17 protein-coding genes are annotated in these 23,490 nt (G+C 72.0%); 4 read left to right on the forward strand and 13 right to left on the reverse strand.

Going from position 1 to position 23,490, the window contains the following annotated elements; genetic code table 11:
• The first annotated feature begins 250 nt into the window (after positions 1-250).
• Together D458_RS0116260 and D458_RS0116265 are read left to right on the forward strand one after the other, a co-directional pair.
• Positions 251-1,687 (forward strand): cytochrome P450, encoded by a 1,437-nt coding sequence (locus D458_RS0116260; protein ID WP_017587814.1) that lies wholly within the window; start codon positions 251-253, stop codon positions 1,685-1,687.
• Positions 1,688-1,961: 274 nt separating this feature from the next.
• Entirely contained in the window at positions 1,962-2,834 is an 873-nt protein-coding gene (locus tag D458_RS0116265) for an alpha/beta hydrolase family protein (protein WP_017587815.1), read from the forward strand.
• 546 nt (positions 2,835-3,380) lie between these two features.
• Here D458_RS0116265 and D458_RS0116270 read toward each other — a convergent pair.
• The 6 genes from D458_RS0116270 to D458_RS0116295 all read right to left on the reverse strand — a co-directional run bounded on the left by D458_RS0116270 (position 3,381) and on the right by D458_RS0116295 (position 11,327).
• Positions 3,381-4,706 carry an ABC transporter substrate-binding protein gene (locus D458_RS0116270; protein WP_017587816.1) on the reverse strand — a complete coding sequence of 442 codons (1,326 nt, stop codon included), beginning with the start codon at positions 4,704-4,706 and terminating at the stop codon, positions 3,381-3,383.
• Between the two features lie 26 nt (positions 4,707-4,732).
• Complete coding sequence (locus tag D458_RS0116275) at positions 4,733-5,827, reverse strand: branched-chain amino acid ABC transporter permease (RefSeq protein WP_017587817.1); 1,095 nt, start codon at positions 5,825-5,827, stop codon at positions 4,733-4,735.
• 6 nt (positions 5,828-5,833) lie between these two features.
• The gene (locus tag D458_RS0116280) at positions 5,834-6,685 is read right to left on the reverse strand and encodes a branched-chain amino acid ABC transporter permease (protein WP_017587818.1); all 852 of its coding nucleotides are present in this window, start codon (positions 6,683-6,685) and stop codon (positions 5,834-5,836) included.
• Positions 6,686-6,695: 10 nt separating this feature from the next.
• On the reverse strand, positions 6,696-7,460 hold the full coding sequence (locus D458_RS0116285) for an ABC transporter ATP-binding protein (RefSeq protein WP_017587819.1): 765 nt from the start codon (positions 7,458-7,460) through the stop codon (positions 6,696-6,698).
• Positions 7,457-8,320, reverse strand: a complete 864-nt coding sequence (locus D458_RS0116290) for an ABC transporter ATP-binding protein (protein ID WP_026119365.1) — start codon at positions 8,318-8,320, stop codon at positions 7,457-7,459. Before D458_RS0116290 ends, D458_RS0116285 begins: the two co-directional genes overlap by 4 nt.
• Positions 8,321-8,423: 103 nt before the next feature.
• Positions 8,424-11,327: a helix-turn-helix transcriptional regulator gene (locus tag D458_RS0116295; RefSeq protein ID WP_026119366.1), complete on the reverse strand. Its 2,904-nt coding sequence runs from the start codon at positions 11,325-11,327 to the stop codon at positions 8,424-8,426.
• A 415-nt stretch (positions 11,328-11,742) separates the two neighbouring features.
• Between D458_RS0116295 and D458_RS0116300 the strand changes: the two genes are divergently transcribed.
• Positions 11,743-12,888, forward strand: coding sequence for a carboxylate-amine ligase (locus D458_RS0116300; RefSeq protein WP_017587822.1), 1,146 nt, complete (start codon positions 11,743-11,745; stop codon positions 12,886-12,888).
• On the opposite strand, the gene D458_RS0116305 is transcribed toward D458_RS0116300, so the two are convergent.
• Positions 12,885-13,865, reverse strand: a complete 981-nt coding sequence (locus D458_RS0116305; protein ID WP_017587823.1) for a carbohydrate kinase family protein — start codon at positions 13,863-13,865, stop codon at positions 12,885-12,887. The genes D458_RS0116300 and D458_RS0116305 overlap by 4 nt on opposite strands.
• Complete coding sequence (locus tag D458_RS0116310; protein ID WP_017587824.1) at positions 13,862-15,154, reverse strand: AGE family epimerase/isomerase; 1,293 nt, start codon at positions 15,152-15,154, stop codon at positions 13,862-13,864. The genes D458_RS0116305 and D458_RS0116310 overlap by 4 nt, the downstream gene beginning before the upstream one ends.
• A 264-nt stretch (positions 15,155-15,418) precedes the next feature.
• Between D458_RS0116310 and D458_RS33605 the strand changes: the two genes are divergently transcribed.
• Positions 15,419-17,449, forward strand: coding sequence for a cation:proton antiporter domain-containing protein (locus tag D458_RS33605; protein ID WP_083936333.1), 2,031 nt, complete (start codon positions 15,419-15,421; stop codon positions 17,447-17,449).
• Positions 17,450-17,479: 30 nt separating this feature from the next.
• Here D458_RS33605 and D458_RS0116320 read toward each other — a convergent pair whose 3' ends face one another.
• From D458_RS0116320 to putP, 5 genes are all read right to left on the reverse strand, one after another.
• Positions 17,480-18,301, reverse strand: coding sequence for an alpha/beta fold hydrolase (locus tag D458_RS0116320; protein WP_017587825.1), 822 nt, complete (start codon positions 18,299-18,301; stop codon positions 17,480-17,482).
• Between the two features lie 91 nt (positions 18,302-18,392).
• A complete protein-coding gene (locus D458_RS0116325) occupies positions 18,393-19,790 on the reverse strand; it encodes an acyltransferase family protein (protein ID WP_017587826.1) in 1,398 nt (465 codons plus the stop codon).
• 407 nt (positions 19,791-20,197) lie between these two features.
• The gene (nadE, locus tag D458_RS0116330; RefSeq protein WP_026119368.1) at positions 20,198-21,028 is read right to left on the reverse strand and encodes an ammonia-dependent NAD(+) synthetase; all 831 of its coding nucleotides are present in this window, start codon (positions 21,026-21,028) and stop codon (positions 20,198-20,200) included.
• 126 nt (positions 21,029-21,154) lie between these two features.
• Positions 21,155-21,739: a putative glycolipid-binding domain-containing protein gene (locus D458_RS0116335; protein WP_026119369.1), complete on the reverse strand. Its 585-nt coding sequence runs from the start codon at positions 21,737-21,739 to the stop codon at positions 21,155-21,157.
• Positions 21,740-21,882: 143 nt separating this feature from the next.
• On the reverse strand, positions 21,883-23,454 hold the full coding sequence (gene putP, locus D458_RS0116340) for a sodium/proline symporter PutP (RefSeq protein ID WP_017587829.1): 1,572 nt from the start codon (positions 23,452-23,454) through the stop codon (positions 21,883-21,885).
• Positions 23,455-23,490 lie beyond the last annotated feature (36 nt).

The raw sequence follows: 23,490 nt of genomic DNA on the forward strand, positions 1-23,490 counted from the left end.
AAAAAGAAAAAACAATCACGACCGCACAAAAGGATTGCCCTGACAATCCGTCCGTGTTGAAAAGTCGGCGGCAACGCTCCTAGAATGCCACGACCAGGGCGACTCCATCCCCGGCCGCCGACCCACTCCCGTGCCGAACTCTTTCTGCACATCCCGCTTCCCCCTTTCCCGTCACCGCGCCAGTGCCACGTCGATCCGAAGGGAGGGAAGCGGCCCCGCGATCCCTTTTCCGGGTGTCCGCGCACCCGAAATGACCACGACACAGCACGGCGGAGAACATGCCAGGCCCGCCTCCGCCTCCCAGGGACCCGCGGCCTCGACCCCCGCGACCCGGCCCCCCGCCGCCCAGGGGTGCCCGGCCGACATCGTCCGGTTGTACGAGCCCACACCGCCCGAGGGACGTACCGGACTCTGGAAGCGGCTGCGCGAACGGCACGGCCCCATCGCCCCGGTGGAGCTGGAGACCGGGGTGCGCGCCTGGCTGCTGCTCGACTACCAGGAGACCCTCGCCCTCCTCCAGCAGCCGCAGCTGTTCTCCCGCGACACCCGCAACTGGCGCGAGGCGATCGAGGGCCGTGTCGACCTCGACAGGACCGTCCCGATGATGACCTGGCTGCCCAACGCCCTCTACGCGGACGGCGCCGAACACGCCCGGCTGCGCTCGCCCGTCATGGACGGCCTGAACCGGATCGACATGACGGCCATGGCCCGCACCGTGCGGCGGATCGCCGACGAACTGGTCGACTCGTTCGTGGTGCAGGGCAGCGCCGACCTGATCGGTGACTACGCCGGCCAGCTCCCCGCCCTGGTGGTGAACCGGCTCTTCGGACTGCCCGACAGCTACGGCCACATGCTCAACGGCCTCACCGCCCTCATCTTCAGCGAGGACTCCCAGCGCACCGAGGAGTCGATCAACGGCATGCAGCAGTACTTCGCGGGCCTGGTCGCCCGCAAGGCCGAGTCCCCCGGGCACGACCTCGTCAGCTGGATGCTCGGGCACCCCTCGCGACTCACCCACCGGGAGGTGGCCTACGCGGCGGCGCTCGTCGTCAGCGCCAGCCACATGATGACCGCCCACCTCATCGGCAACACGATGCGCACACTGCTCACCGACGACCACATCCGCTCCGCCCACACCGACGCACGCCTGTCCACGCACGACCTCCTGGACCACGTCATGTGGAACGACAGCCCCCTCCAGCTGCTGGCCGGACGGATCGCGCTCCAGGACGTACGGATCGGCAACGCGCGGGTGCGCAAGGGCGACGCCATCTACCTCTCGGTCGACGGGGCGCACCGCGACCCGGCGGTGCGGATCGGCCGGTCGGACCCGGACACCGGGCTGGCCAGCGGCAGCCGCGCCCACCTGACCTTCGGCGCCGGGCCGCACAGCTGCCCGGCCCGCGCGCTGGGCCGTCTGGTGGCCTCGACCGGCGTGTCCGTGCTCCAGGAGCGGCTCGGCGGGCTGCGGCTGTCGGTCGACCCGCAGGAGCTGCGCCTGCTGAGCTCCCCGTTCCTGCACGGGGTCCGGGAGCTGCCGGTCGCCTTCCGGCCCGGTCGGCCCTGCGAACCGCCCGCCGTCCGGACCCAGCAGATGGAGCAGGTCCCGCCGGTGGCCGAGGAGGAGCAGCCTCCGGAGGACCTGCTCGGGAGGCTGCTCAGCTGGTGGCGCGGCCTCGGCAGGTGAAACATGACGCGGGTTTTTCGGGCTTGTGAACAGGGACGCCTCCGTCACTGGTGATTCAACGGATGCACGTTCACGAGATCGACTTCATAGTCGGATCCACGCCCCCATAAGGACGCCCGAGAAACTCGGCTTCCGGGAAGCATGCTTTATGGGGACCCGGTCCGCGGACTCAGGCAATTCCGCGGATTCCCGCTGCACGAGAAAAGGAAAAGACGTGCGAACAGAGAATCCCCCCTCCCCCGTATCCCCCAAGCCCCGGAGAAGCCGTTCCTGGTTGTCCGGAATCGCCGCGAAGTCCGCACTGGTCGTCGGACTCTCGCTGTTCGGCGCCGGCGCCGTCGTCTCCCCCGCCCAGGCCGCCAACCCGTACGAGCGCGGTCCGGACCCGACGGAGCGGAGCGTCACCGCCACCAGGGGCCACCTCGACACCGACACCACCAGCGTCTCCTCCCTGGTGACCGGGTTCGGCGGCGGCACCATCTACCACCCCACCAACACCAACGAGGGCACCTACGGCGGCGTGGTGATCGCGCCCGGATACACCGCCGGGCAGTCGTCCATGTCCTGGTACGGGCACCGCCTCGCCTCCCAGGGCTTCGTGGTGTTCACGATCGACACCAACTCGCGGTACGACCAGCCCAACAGCAGGGGCCGGCAGCTCGACGCGGCGCTGGACTACCTGGTCGACCGCAGCAACGTCCGTGCCATGGTGGACGGAGACCGCCTGGCCGTGATGGGCCACTCCATGGGCGGCGGCGGCACGCTCGCGGTCGCCGAGGACCGGCCGGAGCTGCGCGCGGCGATCCCGCTGACGCCCTGGCACACCCAGAAGCGGTGGGGCGACGTGGAGACCCCGACCCTCATCATCGGTGCCCAGAACGACGCCACCGCGTCGGTGCGCTCGCACTCGATCCCGATGTACGAGAGCCTGGACAGTTCGCTGGACACCGCCTACCTGGAGCTGCGCGGCGCGAGCCACTTCGCGCCGAACGTCTCCAACACCACCATCGCGAAGTACAGCATCTCCTGGCTGAAGCGGTTCGTGGACGATGACGAGCGCTACGAGCAGTTCCTGTGCCCGCCGCCCCGGACCGGGATCGGCACGGACTTCTCCGACTACCGGGACACCTGCCCGCACGGCAGCTGAAGCGCCTGAGACGCGCTCAGGGCGGCGGCCCGGAGGGAACCCCCTCCGGGCCGCCGCCCTTTCGTGTCCCGTCGCGTTCCCCGGGTTCCGGCCGGAGCCCGGTCGGCCGGTCGGCCGTGGGGCCGGTCGGCCGGTCGGCCGGGGGCCGTGAAGCAACAGCCGTGGGGCAACGGCCGTGGCGGGGCCGGTCGTGGAGACCGGGGCCGGAGGACGGGACAGGAGGCCAGGGCCGAAGCCGGGGACGGGAAGACGACCGGGGAAGACAAGCCGGGGGGGTCCCGGGCCCGTTCCCCGGTTCGAGGAGCACGGCCGTCCCCGCCTCACGCGGCACGGCCGTGCTCCTCGACGCGTTGCGGGCGCTCCACCTCGACCCGCTCGGCCACGCGGCCGGGGCCGCGGTCCCGTACCGGCCGCGGCTCTCCCGCCAGGCACCAGGACGAACCAGACGATCTTGCCACCAGGGGCGGGGGCAGGACCCGCCCCGGAGCACGAAGCGGCCCGTGGCCGGAACACCGTCCGGGCCACGGGCCGCACTCGAGCATCGGGCTAGTCGTGGAAGGGCAGGTCCTCCGGGGAGAGCCGCTCGAAGTCGACCTCCTCGATGGGGCCGCCCTCGCGGTCGGTCACCCTGGCCTCCTGGACCATCTCGATGGTGCCGCCCGCCTTGTACTGGACGACGTACACACCCTCGTGGCCGCCGTGGTCACCGTCGCTGGAGGAGAAGGGCGTGAAGCCGGGGCCCTGCCACTCCTGGGTCTCCAGGGCGTCGATGAGCGACTGGCGGGTGAGGTCCTCACCCGCGGACTTGAGGACCTGGGCGAACATGACGGCCTGGGTCATGCCGAACACGTGCGTGTTGGTGGGGGCGCCACCGTCGCCGTACTCGTCGTAGACGGACAGGAAGAACTGGCCCCAGTCGTCGTCCTCGTCCTCCACCCGCGGCATGTAGCTCGTGATGAGCGCACCGTCGAGGAAGGCGTCCGCGGGGACGTCCTCGGCGTCGGTGCCGTCGGTGAACTCGGCCAGCAGAGCCTGCAGCGTGGCGGTGTCACCGCCGATGCTGGAGACCACCCACTGCGGCTCGTAGCCCATTCCGGCGGCCTCGAGCATGGCGAGGGCGACGAAGGCGGGGATGCAGGAGCAGACGATCACCTCGGCTCCGGAGTCCTCCATCTCGGCCATCTGCGAGCTGAGGTCGGGCACGTCCGACTCGTAGTGCTGACGGGTGACGACCTCGTCGGAGAGGTACTGGTCGAGCCCGGCCTGGGAGTCCTCGCCGATGTCGTCGTTCTGGAACAGGTAGCCGACGTTCTGGTCAGGGAAGTTCTCGACGATGTACTCGCCCTGGATCTTCGCTTCCTTGGTGTAGTCGGTCTGCCAGCCGTAGGTGAGCGGGTGCTCCTCGGTGTTGTTCCAGGCCAGAGCGCCCGAGGACGGGAAGACGTCGGGGACGCCCTCTTCGTTGAGGTAGTCCAGGACACCGCTGTGGGTGGGCGTGCCCAGGCCTCCGACCATCGCGAAGATCTCGTCCTCGATGACCAGCTGACGCGTGACGTCGATGGTCTCGGAGGGGTCGTACTTGTCGTCCTCGACGCGGTAGTCGATCTCCCTGCCGTTCACACCGCCCTGGGCGTTGACGTAGTCGAACACGGCCGCCGCTCCCTGGGAGACGGCCAGGTATCCGGGCGCGGCGGGGCCGGTGAGGGGCTGGTGGGAGCCGATGATGACGCTGTCGTCGGTGACACCGGGCGCGACGTCCAGGTCGACCTCGGCGCTGTCGCCGACCTCGCCGGCACCGGAACAGGCGGTGGCCAGCAGGACCAGGGCAAGGGCCGAAGCCAGGGCGGCTCGGGTTCCACTTCGTTCTCGCATGGATTTCTCCTTCATCGGGGGGGGAGTTAAGAGGAGCTGCTGCGGGCTCGGAGCCGTGCTCTGAGGCTTTGAAGGGCGCCGTGGACCCCGAGGGGCCAGAAGCGCAGGATGAGGATGAGGACGATGCCGAAGAACACGACCGGCAGGTTGTTCTCCGCGTTGCGGCTCATGTCCATGGCCCGGGCCAGGTCCCTGGCCCAGATCTCCAGGTAGACGATGGCGACCGAGGCCCACAGGGCGCCCCACAGGCTGCCGATACCGCCGAGGACCAGGGCGGCGAGCAGGGTCAGTGAGAGCACCAGGGTGAAGCTGCTGGGCGTCACGGTGCCGAGCACGTAGGCCTGGAGGCCGCCGGCCAGACCGCCCGCGGTGGAGGCGATGACGAAGGCGACCACCTTGGTCTTGCCGACGGGGATGCCGGCCATGGCCGCGGCGGTCTCGTCGTCGCGGAGGGCGCGCATGCGGCGGCCGAGCCGCCCCGCGGAGATCGTGGCGAGCACGGCCAGGCCGATGACGACCGTGGTCCACACGACCAGGGCACGCCACTCGCTGGTGCTCAGGAGGCCGTCGAGGAAGGGCGGCGCCCCGGCGGTGCGGATGTTCAGGCCGTTGCTGCCGCCGAAGACCTCGTGGTAGCGGTGCGTGAGCCCGGGCAGGCCGACGGCGAGGATGAGTGTGGCACCGGCCAGGTAGGGGCCGTGCAGGCGCGCGGTGGCGGCGCCGACCGCCACACCCGCCACGATGGAGACCACGACGATGATGCCGAGGTTGGCGGCGAGCGGCAGCATCGGCTGGTGCAGGATGAGCAGCGCCATCGTGTAGGCGCCGATCATCATGAACGCGCCGTGTCCGAGGGAGACCTGGCCGGAGCCGCCGACCAGCAGCTGCAGACCGGCGATGGCGAGCATGGTGTAGCCGATGGCGGCGATCCGCAGGGCGGTGAGGTCGCCGGTGGCGAACAGCAGGCCGGTGACGGCGGCCAGCCCGAGTGCGGCCAGGAGCAGGTGGCGCGCGGGCAGGGGCAGCGATCCCCACCGGGAGGTCCGGGGGGTCCGGGGCGGTTCCGCACCGGCGCCGGAGGTGGTGGAGCGCTCTTCGCGCTCGGTGGTGGGCGAGGTCATGGCTGGCTACACCTTTCGCGCGGTCGGTCGGGACAGGATGCCGTCGGGTCGCACGCTCAGGACGATGACGACGATGGCGAGGGCGGTCAGGGTCGCCAGCTCGGGACCGACGAAACCGGACACGTAGGACATGCCGAGGCCGATGAGCAGACCGCCGATGACGGCGCCGAAGGGGTTGTCCAGTCCGCCGACGACCGCCGCGGTGATCCCGAAGACGAACACGACGTCGAAGACGTTCGGAGAGATGAACGGCGGACCGGCGAGCATGCCCGCCAGCGCGCCGATGAGGGAGGCGATGCCCCAGCCCGCGGTGAGCATGAGGCCGACCTTCACACCGCTGAGCCGGGCGGCCTCGGGGTGGAAGGCGGCGGCGCGCATCCGCAGGCCGAGCGGGGTGAACCGGTACAGGCCGAACAGCAGGAGGGCGACCACGCCCACGGCGACCAGCGAGAACACGTCCGCGGGGGAGAAACGCCCCACGTAGCTGAACGCGTACCGGAAGCCGTGCTGTTCGTTGCCCCAGATCATGCCGACCGCGCCCTGGACGACCAGGAGGAGGCCGAGGGTGACGATGATGGCGTTGAGCTGGGAGGTCCGGGCGATGGGCCGCACGATCACGCGTTCCACGAACGCGCCGACGAGCAGGCCGGTGGTGAGGGCGGCGGCGAACCCGAGCCAGTAGGAGCCGGTGAGCTGGGTGACCGTGTAGGCGGTGTACACGGACAGCAGCGCGAGGGCGGGCTGGGCGAAGTTCACCAGCCGGGTGGCCTGGTAGATGATGACCAGGGACAGCGCCAGCGCCGCGTAGGCCGCCCCGGACGCCAGCCCGTTGAGGGTCAGGGTGATGAAGTAGTTCATGGGGTCTCCCTCAGAAGCCGAGGTAGGCGTGGCGCGTGCGGTCGTCGGCCAGGAGTCCGTCGGAGGGCCCTTCCGCGGCGACGCTCCCCTGGTTGAGGACGTAGCCGTGCTCGGTGACGGACAGGGCCCCGGCGGCGTTCTGCTCGACCAGGACGACGGTGAGCCCGATGCGGTCGCGCAGGTCGCGCAGCAGGGTGAAGATCTGCTTGGTGACCAGGGGCGCGAGACCGAGTGAGGGCTCGTCGAGGAGCAGCACCCGGGGCCGGCCCATGAGCGCGCGGCCGATGGCGAGCATCTGGCGCTCACCGCCGGAGAGGGTGCTGGCGGTCTTGGTCCGCCGCTCCACCAGGGGCGGGAACAGGTCCATGACCTCGTCGAACGTGGTGCTGCTGCGCCGGTCGGAGCGCCACAGGCCGCCGAGGCGCAGGTTCTCCTCCACGGTGAGCTCGACGATCACGCCGCCGCCCTCGGGGACGTGGGCCAGACCCCGGGTGATGACCTTCTCGGTGGGCAGGCGGGTGATGTCCTCACCCTCCAGGAGCACCCGGCCCGAACTGGCGCGGTGCAGTCCGGTGAGGGTTCGGAGCAGGGTGGTCTTGCCCGCGCCGTTGGCGCCGAGGACCGCGCACAGTCCCTGCGCTGGGACGGCGAGGCTGACGTTGTCGAGGGCCCGGACGGCCCCGTAGGAGGCGCTGAGGTTCTCGACGGCGAGGATGGGCTCGGCGTCCGGTGACGCGCCGTTCCCGGCGGCCCCGGGGAGGGTCTGGGCGTTCATCGGGCAGCTCCCCCGTTGCTGTTGGCGCTGTCGTTGCCGAGCGAGGGGTCGACGACGGCGGCGGTTCCGTCGGAGGACCCTTCGGAGGCCGGTGTGCCCAGGTAGGCCTGGGTGACGGCGGGGTCGGCCTGGACCTCCTCGGGGGTGCCGGAGGAGATGACCTTGCCGAAGTTGAGGACCACGATGTGGTCGCAGACCTCCATGACCAGGTCCATGTGGTGCTCGACGAGGACGACCGCCATGTCCTTGCTGAAGCCGCGGATCTGCTCGGCGAGCGTGTCCATCTGCTGGCCGGAGAGCCCGCTGGCGGGTTCGTCCAGGAGCAGGAGCTCGGGTTCGCTGACGCAGGCCCGGGCGAGGGCGACCTGCTTCTGCACGCCGTAGGGCAGGGTGCCGGGCAGCCGGAGGGCGTACTCGGCGATTCCGAAGCGCGCCAGGGTGGCCATGGCCCGCTCCTTGAGCTCCCTCTCGTCGCGGTGGTGTCGCCCCAGGCCGCTGATCAGGGAGAACGCCCCGCCCTTGGCGAGACGGTCGGCGCCGACCATCACGTTCCAGATGACGGGCATCATCGGGAAGAGGTTGAGGCCCTGGAAGGTGCGGGCGATCCCGGCCTTGGCCAGGTGGTGGGTGCGCTGCCCGGGCGGCGGCGCGCCCTTCCAGGAGATGGCCCCCTTCGTGGGGCGCAGCACCCCGGACAGGACGTTGAAGAGGGTGGTCTTACCCGCTCCGTTGGGGCCGATGAGGCCGACGACGGAGCCCGGTTCCACCTGGAGTCCGACGTCGTCGAGCGCGGTGAGCCCTCCGAAGCGCACGGTCACCCCGTCCGCTCTCAGGAGATGTTCCGGTGCGGTCGTTGTCATGACTGCCTTTCTCGCGGTTGCGACCAGAGAACCCGTACCGACCAGTTGGTATGAACAGGTGGGCCGTCCGCTCCGTCGCGTCCGGACCCTTTACGGGGGGTGTTCAGTTCAGAAGGCGGGCCAGGTCCACACGGGACCTGATGTTGAGCTTGCGGAAGATGCCCCGCAGGTGGTGCTCCACGGTTCGCGGGCTGATGAACATGTGAGCGGCCACCTCGCGGTTGGTCGCACCCTCCGCCACCAGCCGGGCGATCTGCTGCTGTTGGGCGGTCAGCTCACCCGTGGCCGGGGTCTCGGGACCGCGTTCGGCGGTACCGATGGCGCGCAGCTCGGCGCGGGTCTGTCGGACCCACAGCCGGGCCCCGAAGCGCTCGAAGGTCTCCAGCGCGTTGTACAGGTGCTCACGGGCCCGGCCGGGTAGGCGGGCCCGTCGCAGGAAGGCACCGAAGATCAGCTGGGTGCGCGCGTGTTCGACGTCGTCGTCCCCGCCGGTCCGGTGCAGGGCCAGCGCGGTCTCGAAGTGGTCGGCCGCCTCGTCGCCCGTGGCGAGCAGGCCGTCCCCGCGCGCGGCCAGGGCCAGCGTGCTCGGGCTGGCCACGGCATCGGCCCAGCGCCGGTACCCGGCCTGGGAGGCGCTCGCCCACTCGGTCTCGCCCATGCGGACCGCCGCCTCCACGAAGTGCGGCGCGGTGAGCAGGCGCATGGTGGGGTGTCCGTGCCCGGGGCCGGCGTGCACCAGGGAGCGCAGCCGGAAGAACGCCTCCGCGGCGTTGCCGCGCGAGAGCTCCAGGACGGCCAGTGCCCAGGCGGCCAGGGCGGAGGGCAGGCCGAGGCTGTTCTCACCGGCCTGGGCGGTGACCGCGCGGGCCCGGATCCGGCAGGTGTCGACGTCGCCCTGGATGGCGGCGATCATCGCCAGCGAGGCCAGGTTCTGGGTCGCCCAGATGGACTGCCCGGACTCCCGGGAGGTGCGCAGCCCGGCCAGGGCGGTCCCGGCGGCGGACGGGAAGCGGCCGCTCCAGAACTCGGAGAAGACGAGGAAGGACAGGGCCGGGGGGACGAAGGCGTGTTCGCCCCGGGAACGGGCGGCCTCCACGGCGCGTGAGGTGATGGTGCGCACGTAGGGGGTGTCACCCAGGCGCAGGCCGCAGATGCCCGCCCACACCATCTCCGAGGGCGCGGTCATCTCGTGCGAGAGCCGCACGGCTTCGCGGAGCAGCGGGGTCGAGTTCACGTAGTCGCCCCGGAAGGAGATCGTGCACCCCTCCAGGTAGGCCGCGGTCAGCCGCATGGAGGCCGAATCGTCCGGGCGGACCAGGGGGACGGCGAGGTCGGAGGCCTTGGCGTGGCGTACCGGGTCACCGGCGAAGGAGGCGCTGTCGGCCGAGCGGACCAGCGCGCGCAGGGCGAGGTTCCGGTCGTGCGGGACGAGGTCGAGGCCGACCGAGTACAGGCGCTCCGCGGCGTCGATCGCGTTGGAGTCGCGCATCTCGAACTCGGCCTCGATGAGGTCGACGACGGCCCTGCGCCGGTCCGACACCGCGAGCGGCCGGGCCTGCCCGAGCAGGCGGGCGGCGCGCACGGAGTCACCCGCGAGGTAGGACTCGAAGGACGCGGTGGCCAGGCGGCAGGTGCGTTCGTCGGGGTCGGGGGTGAGGGCGGCGGCGCGCTCGTTGGTGTGGGAGGCCGGAAGCGGGCCCTCCAGGCGCTTGGCCCGTCTGGCGGCGGCCGCGATCTGGTCGGCGAGGCCGGCGTCGGGCGCCTCGGCACCGTAGGCGGCGTGCCGGGCGAACTCGACCGGGGCGTACTCGCGGTCGGTCACCCCGGACAGGGCCCGGTGGGCCCCGCGCAGCCGGCCGGCGGGGGTGCCCTGGGAGATGGCCTCCCGCAGGAGGGGGTTGACGAAGACCAGGGTGTCGCCGTCCACGCGCACCAGGCCGCGCTCCTCCGCCGCCTCCAGCGCGGACACGGTCAGGGCGGGCGGAGCCGGGGCGGGTTCGGCGGCGGCGTCCGGGGAGGGTGCGGGCCGGGACGGGGCCGGCTGGTCGGAGGCGGACGCGGCCGAACCGTGCGCGGCGTCGAGCAGCAGGTGGATCCGGGGTTCCGCGGACAGGGCGCCGAGCAGCAGGAGCTGCCTGGCCCTCTCCGGGAGCTCCCGGTAAGGGGTGAGCAGGGCCGACCGCAGGCGCCCGGCCAGGGGCAGGGGTTCGGGAAGGGGCTGGTCGCCCTGGACCTGCTCCGTGGTCAGGGCCGCCAGGAAACCGAGGACGGCGGCCGGGTTGCCGTGGGCGGCGCGCACCAGGGCGGCGCGGACCGAGGAGGACAGGTGCGCGGGAGCGCGGTCGGTGAGGACGTCGTGGACCGCGCGGTCCTCCAGCGGAGCGAGGACGTGCTCGGGCACGCCCGGGACGAGGGAGGAACCGGCTCCCTCACCGATCCCGGGGCGATCGGCGGAGGCCGGCTTTCCGCGCCCCTCCCCCGCGGTGAACACGGCGGCGACGTGGGTGCCGGTGAGCCGGCGGGCGGCGAAGGCCAGGGCGTCGAGGGAGGCGCAGTCGAGCAGGTCGGCGTCGTCCACGCACAGCAGGAGGGGCTGGTCGGCGCTGACCTCGGAGAGGAGTTCGAGGAGGGCGGTGTAGAGCGCGAACCGGTCGGTGTCGGCGATGCCGCCCCGGGTGAGCGCCTCGTGCAGGAGGTCGCGCCGCGGCGCGGGGAGCCGGTCGAGCACGGACTCCACGGGACGGAGGAGGCGCTGGAGGCCGGAGAGGGGGAAGTCGGCCTCGTCCGCGACCCCGCCCATATGGAGGACGGTGAATCCACGTGCGGTGTTGCGGGTGTGTTCGAGGAGGATGCTCTTGCCCCGGCCCGGGCCGCCCGTGAGGAGCACGGACGCACCTCGCCCGGACCTCGCGTCGCCCAAGGCGTCGGCGAGGATCCGCTGCTCAGCGTCCCGGCCCCGAAGGCGTACGCTCAGGGGCTCCGTGTACCGTTCTGTCACGTTGCTCACATTCGCACAGCGCTACCCCGTCCCGGCAGGTCTGCGCGGCCACACTGGTCGTTTCACCGATACCCGCACCGACTCGCACACGGTACCTGCGCGAAGGGGTTCGGACGGCTTCCGAGGACCCCTCCGGGAGGGGCGGCCGGAACGCGGAACCCGGTACCCACCTGGGCTTCCACTCCGCTGGAAAAGTGACGACGATCACCCGGACAAGGCCGGGCCGACGCCCTCCTGGGCACCTGCACACGTCAGGCCTGGTTATCAAGACGTAACGTGCGGGCAACACCTCACCCGCGAACCAGACAAAGAGGACATACAACACTCCGGATAGCTTTTTGTTCTCTTCGGGACACTGTCGCGACCGTCCCCCATCGGGATATCCAGTGCGGGACACACTGGACCGGACAGCCGGAGGAACCGTATGGAGAACCGCCCCCTCACCGCGAGCGTTCCCGTCAGCGCCGCGAACCGACCCCTCACGTTCGGTGTGGAGGAGGAGTTCTTCGTCGTCGATCCGCGCACCCGACGCATCCTCTCCCGGGCACCCGACGTCCTGGCCCGCACACGGTCCCTCGGCCCACACCTGTGCGGTGAGTTCACCGGCGCCCAGGTGGAGGCCAACAGCCCCGTGTGCACCACCGCCGAGGACGCCCGCTCGTTCCTGGCGAGCGCCCGGAGCGAACTCCACCGGGCCGCCGAGAGCGCGGGGCTGGCCGTTGCCGCCACCGGCACCGTGATCCTCGGCGACCCCGCCGCGGCCTCCGTCAGCAAGGGCCGACGCTACGCCGACATCGCCGCCCACTTCGGCGCGCTCCGCGACGCCCACGTGGTGTGCGGCTGCCACGTGCACGTCGGCATCCCCGACCCGGCCACCGCCGTGGAGGTCAGCGACCACCTCCGCCGGTGGTTACCCTTCCTCGTCGCCCTCTCCGCGAACTCGCCCTTCCAGTCCGGCCGGGACACCGGCCACGCCAGCTGGCGGACGGTCAGCTGGAACCGGCTGCCGTCCTCGGGGCCGCCGCCCCTGCTGCGCACCCTCACCGAACACGAGCGCGCCGTCCGCGGGCTGGCCGCCAGCGGGGCGATCCTGGACCGGCACATGGTCTATTGGGACATCCGCCTCTCCGACCACCTGCCCACCCTGGAGATCCGCGTGGGCGACGTGGCCGCCACCGCCGAGGAGGCGCTGCTCTTCGCCACCCTCACCCGGGGGCTGGCCGCCCGGGCCCTGACCGACGTGCGGCACGGCGTCCCGGCTCCCGCCGTCAACGGCCCCACCCTGCGCGCCGCCGTGTGGCGGGCCGCGAGGGAGGGGCTGGAGGGGATCGTCCCGGACCCGCTGACCGGTGAGGCCCTGACCGCGGGCACCGCGATGGAGCGGGTCCGCCGCGCGGCGCTGCCGGGTCTGGCCCTCACCGGTGACACCGACCTGGTGTCCTCCCTGCTCGACCGGGTCCTGACCGCGGGCTCCGGTGCCGCCCGCCAGCGCTCCGCCCACGCTCGCCGGGAACGGATGAGCGACGTGGTGGACCACGTCGTCGCCCAGAGCCGGGAGGGCCTGCCCTAGACCTCCTTCTGCGCGCGCAGTTCGGCGGCGGTCGGCGGGTCGGCCCCCTCCCTGGTGACCGTGTACGCCGCGACGGAGGCGGCGAAGGCCAGCAGATCGGTCAGGTCCCGCTCGGTCAGAGCGGCCAGGCGGCTGCGGGGCTCGGACCCCAGACGTCCGTCCAGGTCCAGGCGGTGGAGCAGGGCGCCCATGAAGGAGTCGCCCGCTCCCACGGTGTCCACGACCTCCGCCTTCGGCGCGGGGACCGAGGCGGACACGCCTTGGGAGAGGGCGAACGCGCCGTCCGAGCCGCGGGTGACCACGACCAGCGCCGGGCCGAGCGCGGCCAGGGACTCGGCGGCCCGCTCGGTGGTGAGTCCGGGGTAGAGGAAGGCGAGGTCCTCGTCGCTGGCCTTGACCACGTGCGCCTGGGCGGTGTGGCGCAGGGCCAGGGCGCGGGCCGCGTCCGGGTCCCCGATCACGCTCTCGCGGATGTTGGGGTCCAGGGTCACGGTCACCTGTCCGCGACCGTGCTCACGCCGCAGCAGCGCCTCGATCCGTGAGGCACCGGGTTCCCGGAACAGCGCGATCGAGGCGGCGTGCAGAGCCCTGACCCCGGGTTCCAGGCTCTCCGGGAGTTCGCCCGGGCGCCAGCGCCAGTCGGCGGCGTCGGCCATCCGGAAGTCGTACCGGGCCGACCCGTCCTCGTTCAGGGTGGCCAGGGCCAGCGCCGACGGTTCCTCGGCCGCGACCAGGCCGGAGGGGTCCAGTCCCTCGGCCAGGAGGCGGCTCCGGATGAGTTCCCCGAAACCGTCGGATCCGATCCTGGCCAGCAGCCGGGTGGGCAGGCCCAGGCGGGAGGCGGCCACCGCCGTGTTGGCCGGACCGCCGCCGGGGGCCGCCCGCAGGACGTCGGGGCCCTGCCGGGTGGGCAGCAGGTCCATGACGTTCTCCCCGACCACGACGAGCCGGGCGGGGCTCACGGGTTCCGTGCTCACGCAGCCCCTCCTTCCTGGGGTGTGGCGGGCAGGGCCGCGCCGATCGAGGTCGAGAGGCCCACCTGGGGCAGGAGTACGGCCTGGTAGGCGTGGTAGACGTCCGGTTTGCCCGCCCACACCGAACCGGCGGGCCGGTTCGAGGGGTCGAGTTCGTGCCGCCAGCTGCCGTGCTCGCGGTCCACGTGGAAGCGGTCGGCGTAGTCCCACCAGCGGTCGTAGTACTCGGTGTAGGCCTGGTCGCCGGTGCGCCGGGCCAGCGTCCACGCGGTCATGGTGGCCTCGGCGACCACCCAGTGCATGCGCTGGCGCACGACCGGCCGGTCCTCCCAGTCCAGGGTGTAGGCGAACCCCTCCGCGCCGTCCGCGTGCCAGCCGCGCCGGACGGCGTTGGCGAAGAGGAGTTCGGCGTCGGTGCGCAGCCAGGCGGGAACCGCCTCGCCCGCGCGCTCCAGCGCGAGTTCGAGGTGGACGAGCAGGCGCGCCCACTCCAGGAGGTGGCCGGTGGTGCTGCCGAAGGGGCGGAAGGGGTGGTCCGGCTGGTCCCGGTTGTAGTCCGGGATCGGCTGCCAGTCCGGGGTGAAGTGCTCGGGCAGGCGCCAGTCGTGCGCGGCGGCGACCCCGTGCACCAGGCGTTCGGCGATGGCCAGGGCCCGGCGGGTCCAGCGGATGTCGCCGGTGGCGTCGGCCGCTGCGAGGAGGGCCTCCACCCAGTGCATGGCGCTGTTGGCACCCCGGTAGGGCTCGGTGGCGGTCCAGTCGGCGTCCCAGCTCTCCCGGACGCAGGCCGCCTCCTCCTCCCAGAACCGTTCGTCGAACACCGTCAGGGCCCGGGTGAGCAGGTCGCGCGCGCCGGGGCGCGCGGCCAGGGTCGCGGACGACGCGGCCAGGACCACGAAGGCGTGCGGGTAGGCGGACTTGGCCGGCAGCCCCCGCTCACCCGAGGACGCGTGGGAGCGCTCCCGGACACGGGCCGCGTCCCCGCCCTCCGGCACCTCGTCGAACCATCCCCCCAGGTCGCCGTCGCACAGCGGCCCGGTGAGGGCGGCCAGGCCGTGGTCGGCGAGTTCCGCCGCGTCCGGGTCCCCGCGCAGGTGCGCCAGGGAGAACACGTGCGTCATCCGCGCGGTGATCCAGGTCTCGGTCGGGCGGTCGGGCTCCACCCCGCCCTTGGCGTCCAACCAGCCGAACCCGTCGGGGACGGCGGCTCCGGCGGCGAAGCCGACCAGGCGCCGCTCCTCCGCGTTCAGCCACGCGGGTTCGCCCGGGACCGGGTGTGTCGATGTGGTCAAAACCAGTGCCTCCTCGGGAGTCGCTTCGCGCGCAACGCTATCCCGCTCCCTCTCCTCGGGAAAGACCGAGGAGCAGCCTGAGGGCCGGAGGACGTTCGGGTCGTGTCCGCACATAACCTGAATGCCGATATATCTCGTTGAGTCGCGGTGGGGCCTCACCGGTGGTCGCGTACGACCGGTCGGCCCGACAGTACCCGCGTCCAGTCGGCGGCGGGAGCCGGATTCCACCCGCCACCACCGCGAACACCCAGGAGGCAGACAGTGATGCTCGCTGCGGGGGAGACCCCCGTGTACCTGGGCCCCATCGTGGCGCTGCTCGTCGCCGCGGGGCTCATCGGAGCGCTCTTCGTCCGGTTGAAGGTCGTCCCCATCGTCGGGTTCCTCCTCGCCGGCGTCCTCATCGGCCCGCACCAGCTGGGAGTCGTCGCGGACGAGAGCCAGGTGGAGGCCGCGGCCGAGATCGGGGTCATGCTGCTCCTGTTCACCATCGGCGTGGAGTTCTCCGTCGAGCGCCTCGCGAGGATCAAGAAGTTCGTCCTCGGCGGCGGCACCGTGCAGGTACTGCTGACGACCGCCGTCGTGGCCGCCCTCTGCCTGCTGTTCGGGGTCGACTGGCGGGTCGGCGTCTTCACCGGATTCCTCGTCGCGCTCTCCTCCACCGCGATCGTGCTCAAGGTGGTCGCGGCGAAGGGGATCACACAGCAGCCGGTCGGACAGGCCTCGGTGGGCACCCTCATCTTCCAGGACCTCGCCATCATCGTGATGGTCCTGCTGATCCCGATCCTGGCCGGGCAGAGCGAGGGCGCCTGGGACATCGTCCGCGCCCTGGGGACCGCGGCCCTGGTCCTGACCGCCGTGATCGTCATCGCCCGCAAGGTGATGCCTCCGCTGCTGGAGCGGGTGGCACGCCTGTGCTCCCCCGAGATCTTCCTGCTGTCCATCGTCGCCATCGCCCTGGGTGTGGCCTACCTGACCTCGCTTGCCGGGGTCAGCGACGCACTGGGGGCCTTCCTCGCCGGCATGGTGCTGAGCGAGTCCCGGCACAGTGCCCACGCGCTGAGCGAGATCATGCCGCTCCAGATGATCTTCAGCGCCGTCTTCTTCGTCTCCATCGGCATGATGCTCGACGTCACCGTGCTGGCCCAGCTGTGGTGGATGGTCCTGCTCGCCGCCCTCGCCGTCGTGGTCGTCAAGGTGGTCACCGCCTACACCGCGATCTCCGTTCTCCGGGTCGGGGCGCCGACCGCGGTGGGAGCGGCCTTCCTCCTCGCCCAGATCGGCGAGTTCTCCTTCGTCCTCCAACAGGTGGGCGCCGAGTACGGGCTGAGCCCGGCCGGGCTGGGCGCCGACGGGGACCAGCTCCTCGTGGCCGTCACAGTGGTCCTCATGACCGTCACACCCGCGCTCGGCGCGCTCGGCGAGCGCCTCGCCAAGCGGATGGGAGGGCGGACGGGCCGGGGGACGGCCCCCTCCGCCGACCGGGGCGGCCGGGAGTCCGATGACACGAGGAACCGGGTCCTGGTCTCCGGGTGGGGACCGGTGGCCAAGAACCTGTCCGCCTACCTGCGGTCCAACGACGTCCCGGTGACGGTGACGACCCTCAACCCGGACCTGGCGGCCCAGGCCGAGGCCGAGGCGCACACCGTCGTCCGCGGGGAGGCCACGAAGGCGAGCGTCCTCCACGAGGTCGACATGGACCGGGTCAAACTGATCGTGATCTGCGAGAACACGGCGGAGGAGGCCGCTCACGTCGCGCACATCCTGAGCGGTGTCGCCCCCGGCGTCCCGATCGTGGTGCGGCCCGTGGACGCCCCCGACGTCCCCGGACTGTACGACGCGCACGCCACCCGCGTGGTGGACACCCAGCGCGCGGTGACCGAACCGCTGGGCCGTGCGGTCCTGGACCTGCTCGGCATCGACCACACCGGGAAGAACCACCCCGACCCCACCGTCATGTCCCTCTTCACGCCGGACCCCGCATCCTCCTGCGCGCACACGGAGAACCTCCGGCCCGTCCTGCCGAAGAGCCCCGGTTGCACCGAGTGCCTGAGGCAGGGCCGACACGACTGGGTCCACCTGCGCCTGTGCGCCCACTGCGGTTTCGTGGGCTGCTGCGACGACTCCCCCGGCCGGCACGCGAGCGCGCACGCGGAGGGAGGCGCGCATCCGGTCGCGACCTCCGTGGAACCCGGCGAGGACTGGGCCTGGTGCTACCTGGACTCGGTCAGGATCGAGCCCGACAGGGCCGGGACCGGCGGAGTGGGAGCCGGCGGAGTGGGAGCCGGCGGGGCCTGAGCCCGCGGGGCGGGTGCCGCGGGGGCGGGCTCACCCCCGCGTGGACAGCCTGTGCTCCCGGTCGGCGGCGTGGCAGGTCCAACGGATGTGTTCGGCGACGCTGAGGGGGTCGTCAGCCATCGGGATGTGTCCGGCCCCGAGCAGGGACACCATGCGCGCGTTGGGCACCCGCTGGTGCGCGTGCTCGGCGCTGGAGGGCAGCAGTGTCCGGTCCCGGTCGCCCCAGGCGATCGTGACCGGGCACCGGATCGGGCGCGCGGTGAAGTCGTAGTCGGCGATCCTCGGCACCATGCGCACGTAGGGCGCCCCCGGTTCGAGCCCCTGGACACCGAACCGGGTGGCCTTGGCCTCGGGCGAGGAGGGGTCGCCGCGCAGGGCGATCCGGGCCGCGGCCCGTGCGGGCGGGGTGTCCGCCAGCCGTTCCTTGACCGGCATGGGGATGCGGGTGGCCAGGTTGGCCACCAGGCCCACCGTGCGCATGCCCCAGCGGGCGAGGTGGTCGGAGAACCCGGCCGGGGAGAACACCGTCACCGACCCGGCCACCCCCTGGACCCCCAGTTCCAGGGCGATGGAGCCGCCCAGGGAGTTGCCCGCCAGGTGCGGGCGCTCGAACCCGTGGAGCTCGCAGAACTCCCGGACCACCCGCACGAGACTGTGCACGTCGTAGGGCTCGTCCCGCTCCGGGGCGGGGGACTCCCCGAACCCCGGCAGGTCCACGCTGACGACCTCGTAGTCAGCGGCCAGCCGGGGGGCCACGGCCCTCCAGCACTGTCTGCGGTCACCGAGCCCGTGCAGGAGGAGCAACGGGCGGCCGCTGCCGTACCGGTCGTAGGCGATGTGTCTGGGGTTCATCACACCTGTCTACCCGGCGTCCATCCCCCGTCCACCGGGGCGAGCCGTGAAAATGGGCAAAAGGTCGTCCTGCCGTCGGCCGGACCGGCCTTCAGTTCGCCCGCGTGCCGATCCTCGGACCGGTCGGCAGACCGATCCGCAGGCCCGGACGGGACGCGGCCGCACGGGGTACGCGCGGGGCAGCGGTCAGCAGCAGGCCCGACACCACCGCCACCAGACCCAGCACCGGCGCCAGTCCGAAGCCCAGACCGGCCACCGTCAGGGCCAGCAGCCCTCCGCCGATCAGGGCCGCGGCGGCCAGCACCCGCACCGGGCCCGGGTCGCCCTTGAGGACCTTGGGCGGGTTCTCGAACCGCACCGCCCAGTTGGCCAGCGGCAGGACCAGCGGCAGCAGGACGGCCATCCCGAGCACGCCCCACAGCAGCCACAGCCCGGTCATCGGGTCGGGCGTGTTGATGCCCAGGCCGTACACCACGACCCCGGCCACCACCGTGATCGGCAGCATGTGCCACAGGTACACGGTCATCAGCTGCGGGGAGACCCAGTCCAGCATCCGTGCCACTCCGGGCCGGTCCGACCAGGCGGAGATCCGGTCGCGCAGCAGCATCGCGACCCCGACCTGCACCGCGCCCAGCGCCGCCAGCACCAGGGTCGGCGGGGCCACGTTCGAGGTCTCGGCCGCGAACACCCCGGTCATGTTCATCGAGTAGGGACCGGCGTACACCAGGACCACGGCGGTCACGGCGCCGACCGCGATCATCCACGCCGCGTGGGAGCGGCGGATCGCCCCGGTCCCGTACAGGAACCCGAGCTGGTGCACGGCCAGCCAGACGAACGCCACGTTCAGGAAGCCGAACGCCTCCACCCCGAACCCGAACCGGCTCAGGTCGACGGCCACGGCGCCGGTGATCAGCGCGGCCGGAACCCACCAGCCGAACCGGTCGTGCGCGGCCACCAGGACCGGCGTCGCCACGACCACCAGCACGTACGCGGCCAGGAACCAGAGCACCATGCCCGCGGCGCCCGCGCCGACCAGCACCGGCTGCTCGGGCGCGCCCGCCAGCACCGCGACGTGGCAGGCGAGGATCCACACCACGGCGAGGGGGACCACCGGCCAGGCCAGTCTCCGCAGCCGCTTGGCCCACCAGACGGAGGCGGTCTCGCCCCGGGCCGAGGCCGAGCGCCAGCTGATCAGGTTGGCGGCACCGCCCACGAAGAAGATCAGGGGCATGACCTGGGAGACCCAGGTCAGAGCGAACCCGCCCGGGGCGCTCAGGACACTGCTCGCCGCGAGCTGGCCCTCGGACTGCACCGTCAGCACCGGCAGCCACCAGTGCTGCACGACCACCAGGACCATGACGAACAGGCGCAGGGCGTCGAGGAAGCGGTCGCGAGCCACCGCCGGCCGCGGCACGGCGCGTACCGACGCGGCCACGGGGGCCGTGGTCGGAGGCCTGCCCTCTCCTGAGGGTTCGACGGTCACGGTCATAGGTTGTCGCTCCTTGGTCTTTCCCGGGTGCTGGGGGACGTCCGGGCACGTGGAGGTGCCTTGGCCGTGCTGACCGGGGTGTGCTGACCTGCTGGGGGCCGACACGTCTCGGTGTGTGCCCTGTTGGCGGGCGCGCACCGGCCCGGATCATCATGCGGCGACGCGTCGTTGGTACGACCTTAGGCGGAGGGGCAAGGGGCCCGCGATGGAGCTGGGTACCCTTATCTCCTGCGGCCAGCCCACCCCCGGAGGGTGGTGCAGGCACCACCGGGACCCCTGGGTCGCTGGTGGGACAGGGGTTCCCGGGATTTCGCCGGGGCCGGTGGAGTTCGTGGAACGGAGGGATCCGGGGCCCATCGAGGGGCCCGGAAGCGGTGGTGTCCGGTGGGTGGGACGCTGCCGTCCGGTCAGGGCGCGGTGGGCATGGCCCGCTTGTGGGCGGTGACACGGTAGCGGTCGACCAGGGTGCGCACCACGTGGTCGGAGACCGGGAGCCCTTCGAGGAAGTCGTCGATCTGGTCGTAGGTCAACCCCAGCGCCTCCTCGTCCGGCTTCTGCGGGGTGAGAGTCTCCAGGTCGGCGGTGGGCACCTTGTTCACGAGGTCCTCCGGGGCGCCCAGTTCGGCTGCGACCGCGCGCACCCGCCGCTTGGTCAGGCCGGTCAGCGGGACCAGGTCGGCCCCGCCGTCACCGTACTTGGTGAAGAAACCGGTGACCGCCTCGGCGGCGTGGTCGGTGCCGACCACCAGCCCGCCCAGACCGCCCGCGACCGCGTACTGGGCGATCATCCGCTGCCGGGCCTTGACGTTGCCGACGACGAAGTCCTCGGCGGCGGCGTCGCTGTAGGTCATGCCGCCCGCGGTGAGGGAGGCGGCCATGGCGTCGACGGCCGGACGCACGTCCACGGTCAGGCAGCGGTCGGGGGCACCGAACTCCACGGCGCGAGTCGCGTCGTCCTCGTCCTTCTGCGCGCCGTAGGGCAGGCGCATGGCGACGTACTCGGCCTCGTGCCCGGCCTCACGGGCCCGGTCGGCGGCGAGGCGGCACAGCCGGCCTGCGGTGAGCGAGTCCACGCCGCCGCTGATCCCCAGGACCAGGGCGCGGGCGCCGGTCGTGGTCAGTCTCTCGGCGAGGAAGGCCACGCGGCGCTCGATCTCTGCTCCGACGTCGAAGTGCTCGGGGACTTCGAGGTCGCGGATGATCTCGCGGCGCTCCTGGCTCAGCTCGGTCTCGGTCACGTGCGCTCCCTGCGTGTGGTGCATGTGTCCACCGATTATCACCTGTACCGGGGATCGCTTCCCACACCGGCTCTCCGGTCCGGGGCCGTGGGCCGGAAGCCGGGACCGGGGCCTCGGCCGGGGTGCTCAGGCCTCGGGGCGCAGACGGCGGGCGAACCGCTCGTAGTCCACCACCAGGCCGTCGCCGTCCACGGACAGCCGGTACTCGCCGTGGAGGGGGTCCCGGTAGGTGTACCGCTCCAGGCCGTCCTCGGCCGGGTGGCGGGTGTATCGCTGGCGGACGCGGCGGATACGCAGGGAGGGGATGTCGATCCACGCGACCGCGATGTCCCGGTGCTCGCCCGGGCGCAGGCCGAGGCGGCGGATCGGGAGCGTGTTCGTGAGGGGGGTCGCGGCGACGTCGACGTCCAGGCAGCCCACCAGCTCGGCGAGGGGGTGGCCGTTGACGTCGACCCAGTGGCCGCCCTGGGCCCGGAGGGTGACCGACTCCAGCCCGGAGGCGGACAGCACCTCGGCGCGGACCTCACGGGTCGTCCAGGCCAGGTCCGCGCGGACGGTGAAGCGTGTGAAGAAGCGTTCCTGCCCCTCCACCACGGTCTCCCCCGCCTCCAGCCGGTGGCCGTCGGGCTCGGGCAGGAGTGTGCCGAGCCCCAACCCCTCCGGGACGTCGGTACGGGTCCAGGCTGCCGGGTGTTCCGTCACTGGCGACATGTCACCGTTCTACCGTTCCGGGCGGGACGGCGCCAGAGCGTGAACGTGCCCGTGCCGAACGCGACACGGGCACGGAAGCCTTTCGTTACAGGGCCTGCGGCTCGCCCCCGGGTGAGCCGCAGGCCCTGTCCGACAGGACCGGGTCAGGCGACCTGCTCGGCCTCCGGGGTCCCGCCCTGCTCGATCTCGCGGACGACCTTGTCGAAGTCCTCCTCCATCTGCTCGCTGACCTTGCCCAGGCTGTTGAAGGCGAGGATGGCGCCGAAGCTGAGGATGACCGCGGGAACCATGGCGTACAGACCGGTTCCGATGTAGGCGCTGTCGACGATGTCCCAGATGATGGCCGTGGCGCCGCCGACGAGCATGCCGGCCAGGGCACCGGTCCAGGTCATGCGCTTCCAGAACAGGGCCAGCAGCAGGACCGGGCCGAAGCCGGCACCGAAGCCCGCCCAGGCGTAGCCGACCAGGTCCATGACGGACTGGTTGCCCCACAGCGCCACACCGGCCGCGATGACGGCCACCGCGACCACCGTGCCCCGGCTGATCCAGAGCAGCGACCGGGGGGAGGCCTCCTCGTTCACGAAGGCCTTGTAACCGTCCTCGGTGAGGGCCGAGGCGGCCACCAGGAGCTGGGAGTCGGCGGTGCTCATCACCGCGGCGAGGATGGCGGCCAGCAGGAGACCGGCCACCAGCGGGTGCGTCAGCGCCTCGATCAGGCGCGGGAAGACCTGCTCGGGTGTGTCGAGCGGGGTGTCGAAGTAGGCGATGCCGATGAAGCCCACCAGGACGGCCAGGGCCATCGCGGAGACCGCCCAGGCGACGCTGACGAACCCGGCCTTCGGGATGTCCTTCACCGAGCGGATGCCCATGTAGCGGGCCAGGATGTGCGGCTGGCCGAAGTAGCCGAAGCCCCAGGCCAGGCCGGAGACGATGACGACCCAGCCGAGGGTCTCGGTGGAGACCCAGGCGCCGGTGTCCAGGTCCAGGGCCGTGCCGCCCACCACGGACAGCAGGTCCTCGCCCCGGCCCGCGACCCTGTCGGCGAGCCCGGCGAAACCGCCGAGGGCGGTGATGGCCATGACCGGGACCACCAGCAGGGCGGCCCACATCATGGCGGCCTGGATCACGTCCGTGTAGGAGACCGCCAGGAACCCGCCGAGCACCGTGTAGAGCACGACGATGCTGACGCCGATCACGATGGCCGGAGCCGGGCCCAGGCCGAAGACCTGGTCGAAGAGGGCGGCCATGGCGACGAGGCCGGAGGCGACGTAGAAGAAGTAGAAGACGATGATGAGCACGGCCGAAACCGCGCGCAGGGCACGGGAGCGGTCGTTGAAGCGGTTCTCGAGGAAGGAGGACAGGGTGAGGGAGTCGGACTCACCCCCGAAGCGGGAGTCGCTGACCCTCTCGGTGTAGACCCGCAGACGCGGGGCGACGAGGATCCAGCTTCCAGCGAACCCCGCCGCGAGCCCGACGGCGATCCAGGCCTCGCCGAGGCCGGAGACGTAGATGGCACCCGGGAGCCCCAGCAGCAGCCAGCCGCTGAAGTCGCTGGCGTTGGCGCTCAGCCCGGCCACCCAGCTGTTGAGCTGGCGACCGCCGAGCACGAAATCGGCCTGCGAGACGGTTCTCCGATAGACCCAGAGACCGATGGCCACCATGACGGCGAGGTACACGCCGAAGGTCGCGATTGACGCGAGCACGGAGTCGTTCATCCGTCTCCTCCCTTCCTTTGGAGCGCGGAAACTTCA

This window comes from Nocardiopsis ganjiahuensis DSM 45031, assembly GCF_000341085.1.
Taxonomy (GTDB): Bacteria; Actinomycetota; Actinomycetes; order Streptosporangiales; family Streptosporangiaceae; genus Nocardiopsis; species Nocardiopsis ganjiahuensis.

What these genes read in the sequence shown, in the direction of transcription:
- D458_RS33605 (WP_083936333.1), top strand. Translation starts at nt 15,419, where the DNA reads ATGCTCGCTGCGGGGGAGACCCCCGTGTACCTGGGCCCCATCGTGGCG.
- D458_RS0116320 (WP_017587825.1), bottom strand. Translation starts at nt 18,301, where the DNA reads ATGAACCCCAGACACATCGCCTACGACCGGTACGGCAGCGGCCGCCCG.
- D458_RS0116280 (WP_017587818.1), bottom strand. Translation starts at nt 6,685, where the DNA reads ATGAACTACTTCATCACCCTGACCCTCAACGGGCTGGCGTCCGGGGCG.
- D458_RS0116335 (WP_026119369.1), bottom strand. Translation starts at nt 21,739, where the DNA reads ATGTCGCCAGTGACGGAACACCCGGCAGCCTGGACCCGTACCGACGTC.
- D458_RS0116325 (WP_017587826.1), bottom strand. Translation starts at nt 19,790, where the DNA reads ATGACCGTGACCGTCGAACCCTCAGGAGAGGGCAGGCCTCCGACCACG.
- D458_RS0116275 (WP_017587817.1), bottom strand. Translation starts at nt 5,827, where the DNA reads ATGACCTCGCCCACCACCGAGCGCGAAGAGCGCTCCACCACCTCCGGC.
- D458_RS0116260 (WP_017587814.1), top strand. Translation starts at nt 251, where the DNA reads ATGACCACGACACAGCACGGCGGAGAACATGCCAGGCCCGCCTCCGCC.
- D458_RS0116300 (WP_017587822.1), top strand. Translation starts at nt 11,743, where the DNA reads ATGGAGAACCGCCCCCTCACCGCGAGCGTTCCCGTCAGCGCCGCGAAC.
- D458_RS0116290 (WP_026119365.1), bottom strand. Translation starts at nt 8,320, where the DNA reads ATGACAACGACCGCACCGGAACATCTCCTGAGAGCGGACGGGGTGACC.
- D458_RS0116270 (WP_017587816.1), bottom strand. Translation starts at nt 4,706, where the DNA reads ATGCGAGAACGAAGTGGAACCCGAGCCGCCCTGGCTTCGGCCCTTGCC.
- putP (WP_017587829.1), bottom strand. Translation starts at nt 23,454, where the DNA reads ATGAACGACTCCGTGCTCGCGTCAATCGCGACCTTCGGCGTGTACCTC.
- D458_RS0116285 (WP_017587819.1), bottom strand. Translation starts at nt 7,460, where the DNA reads ATGAACGCCCAGACCCTCCCCGGGGCCGCCGGGAACGGCGCGTCACCG.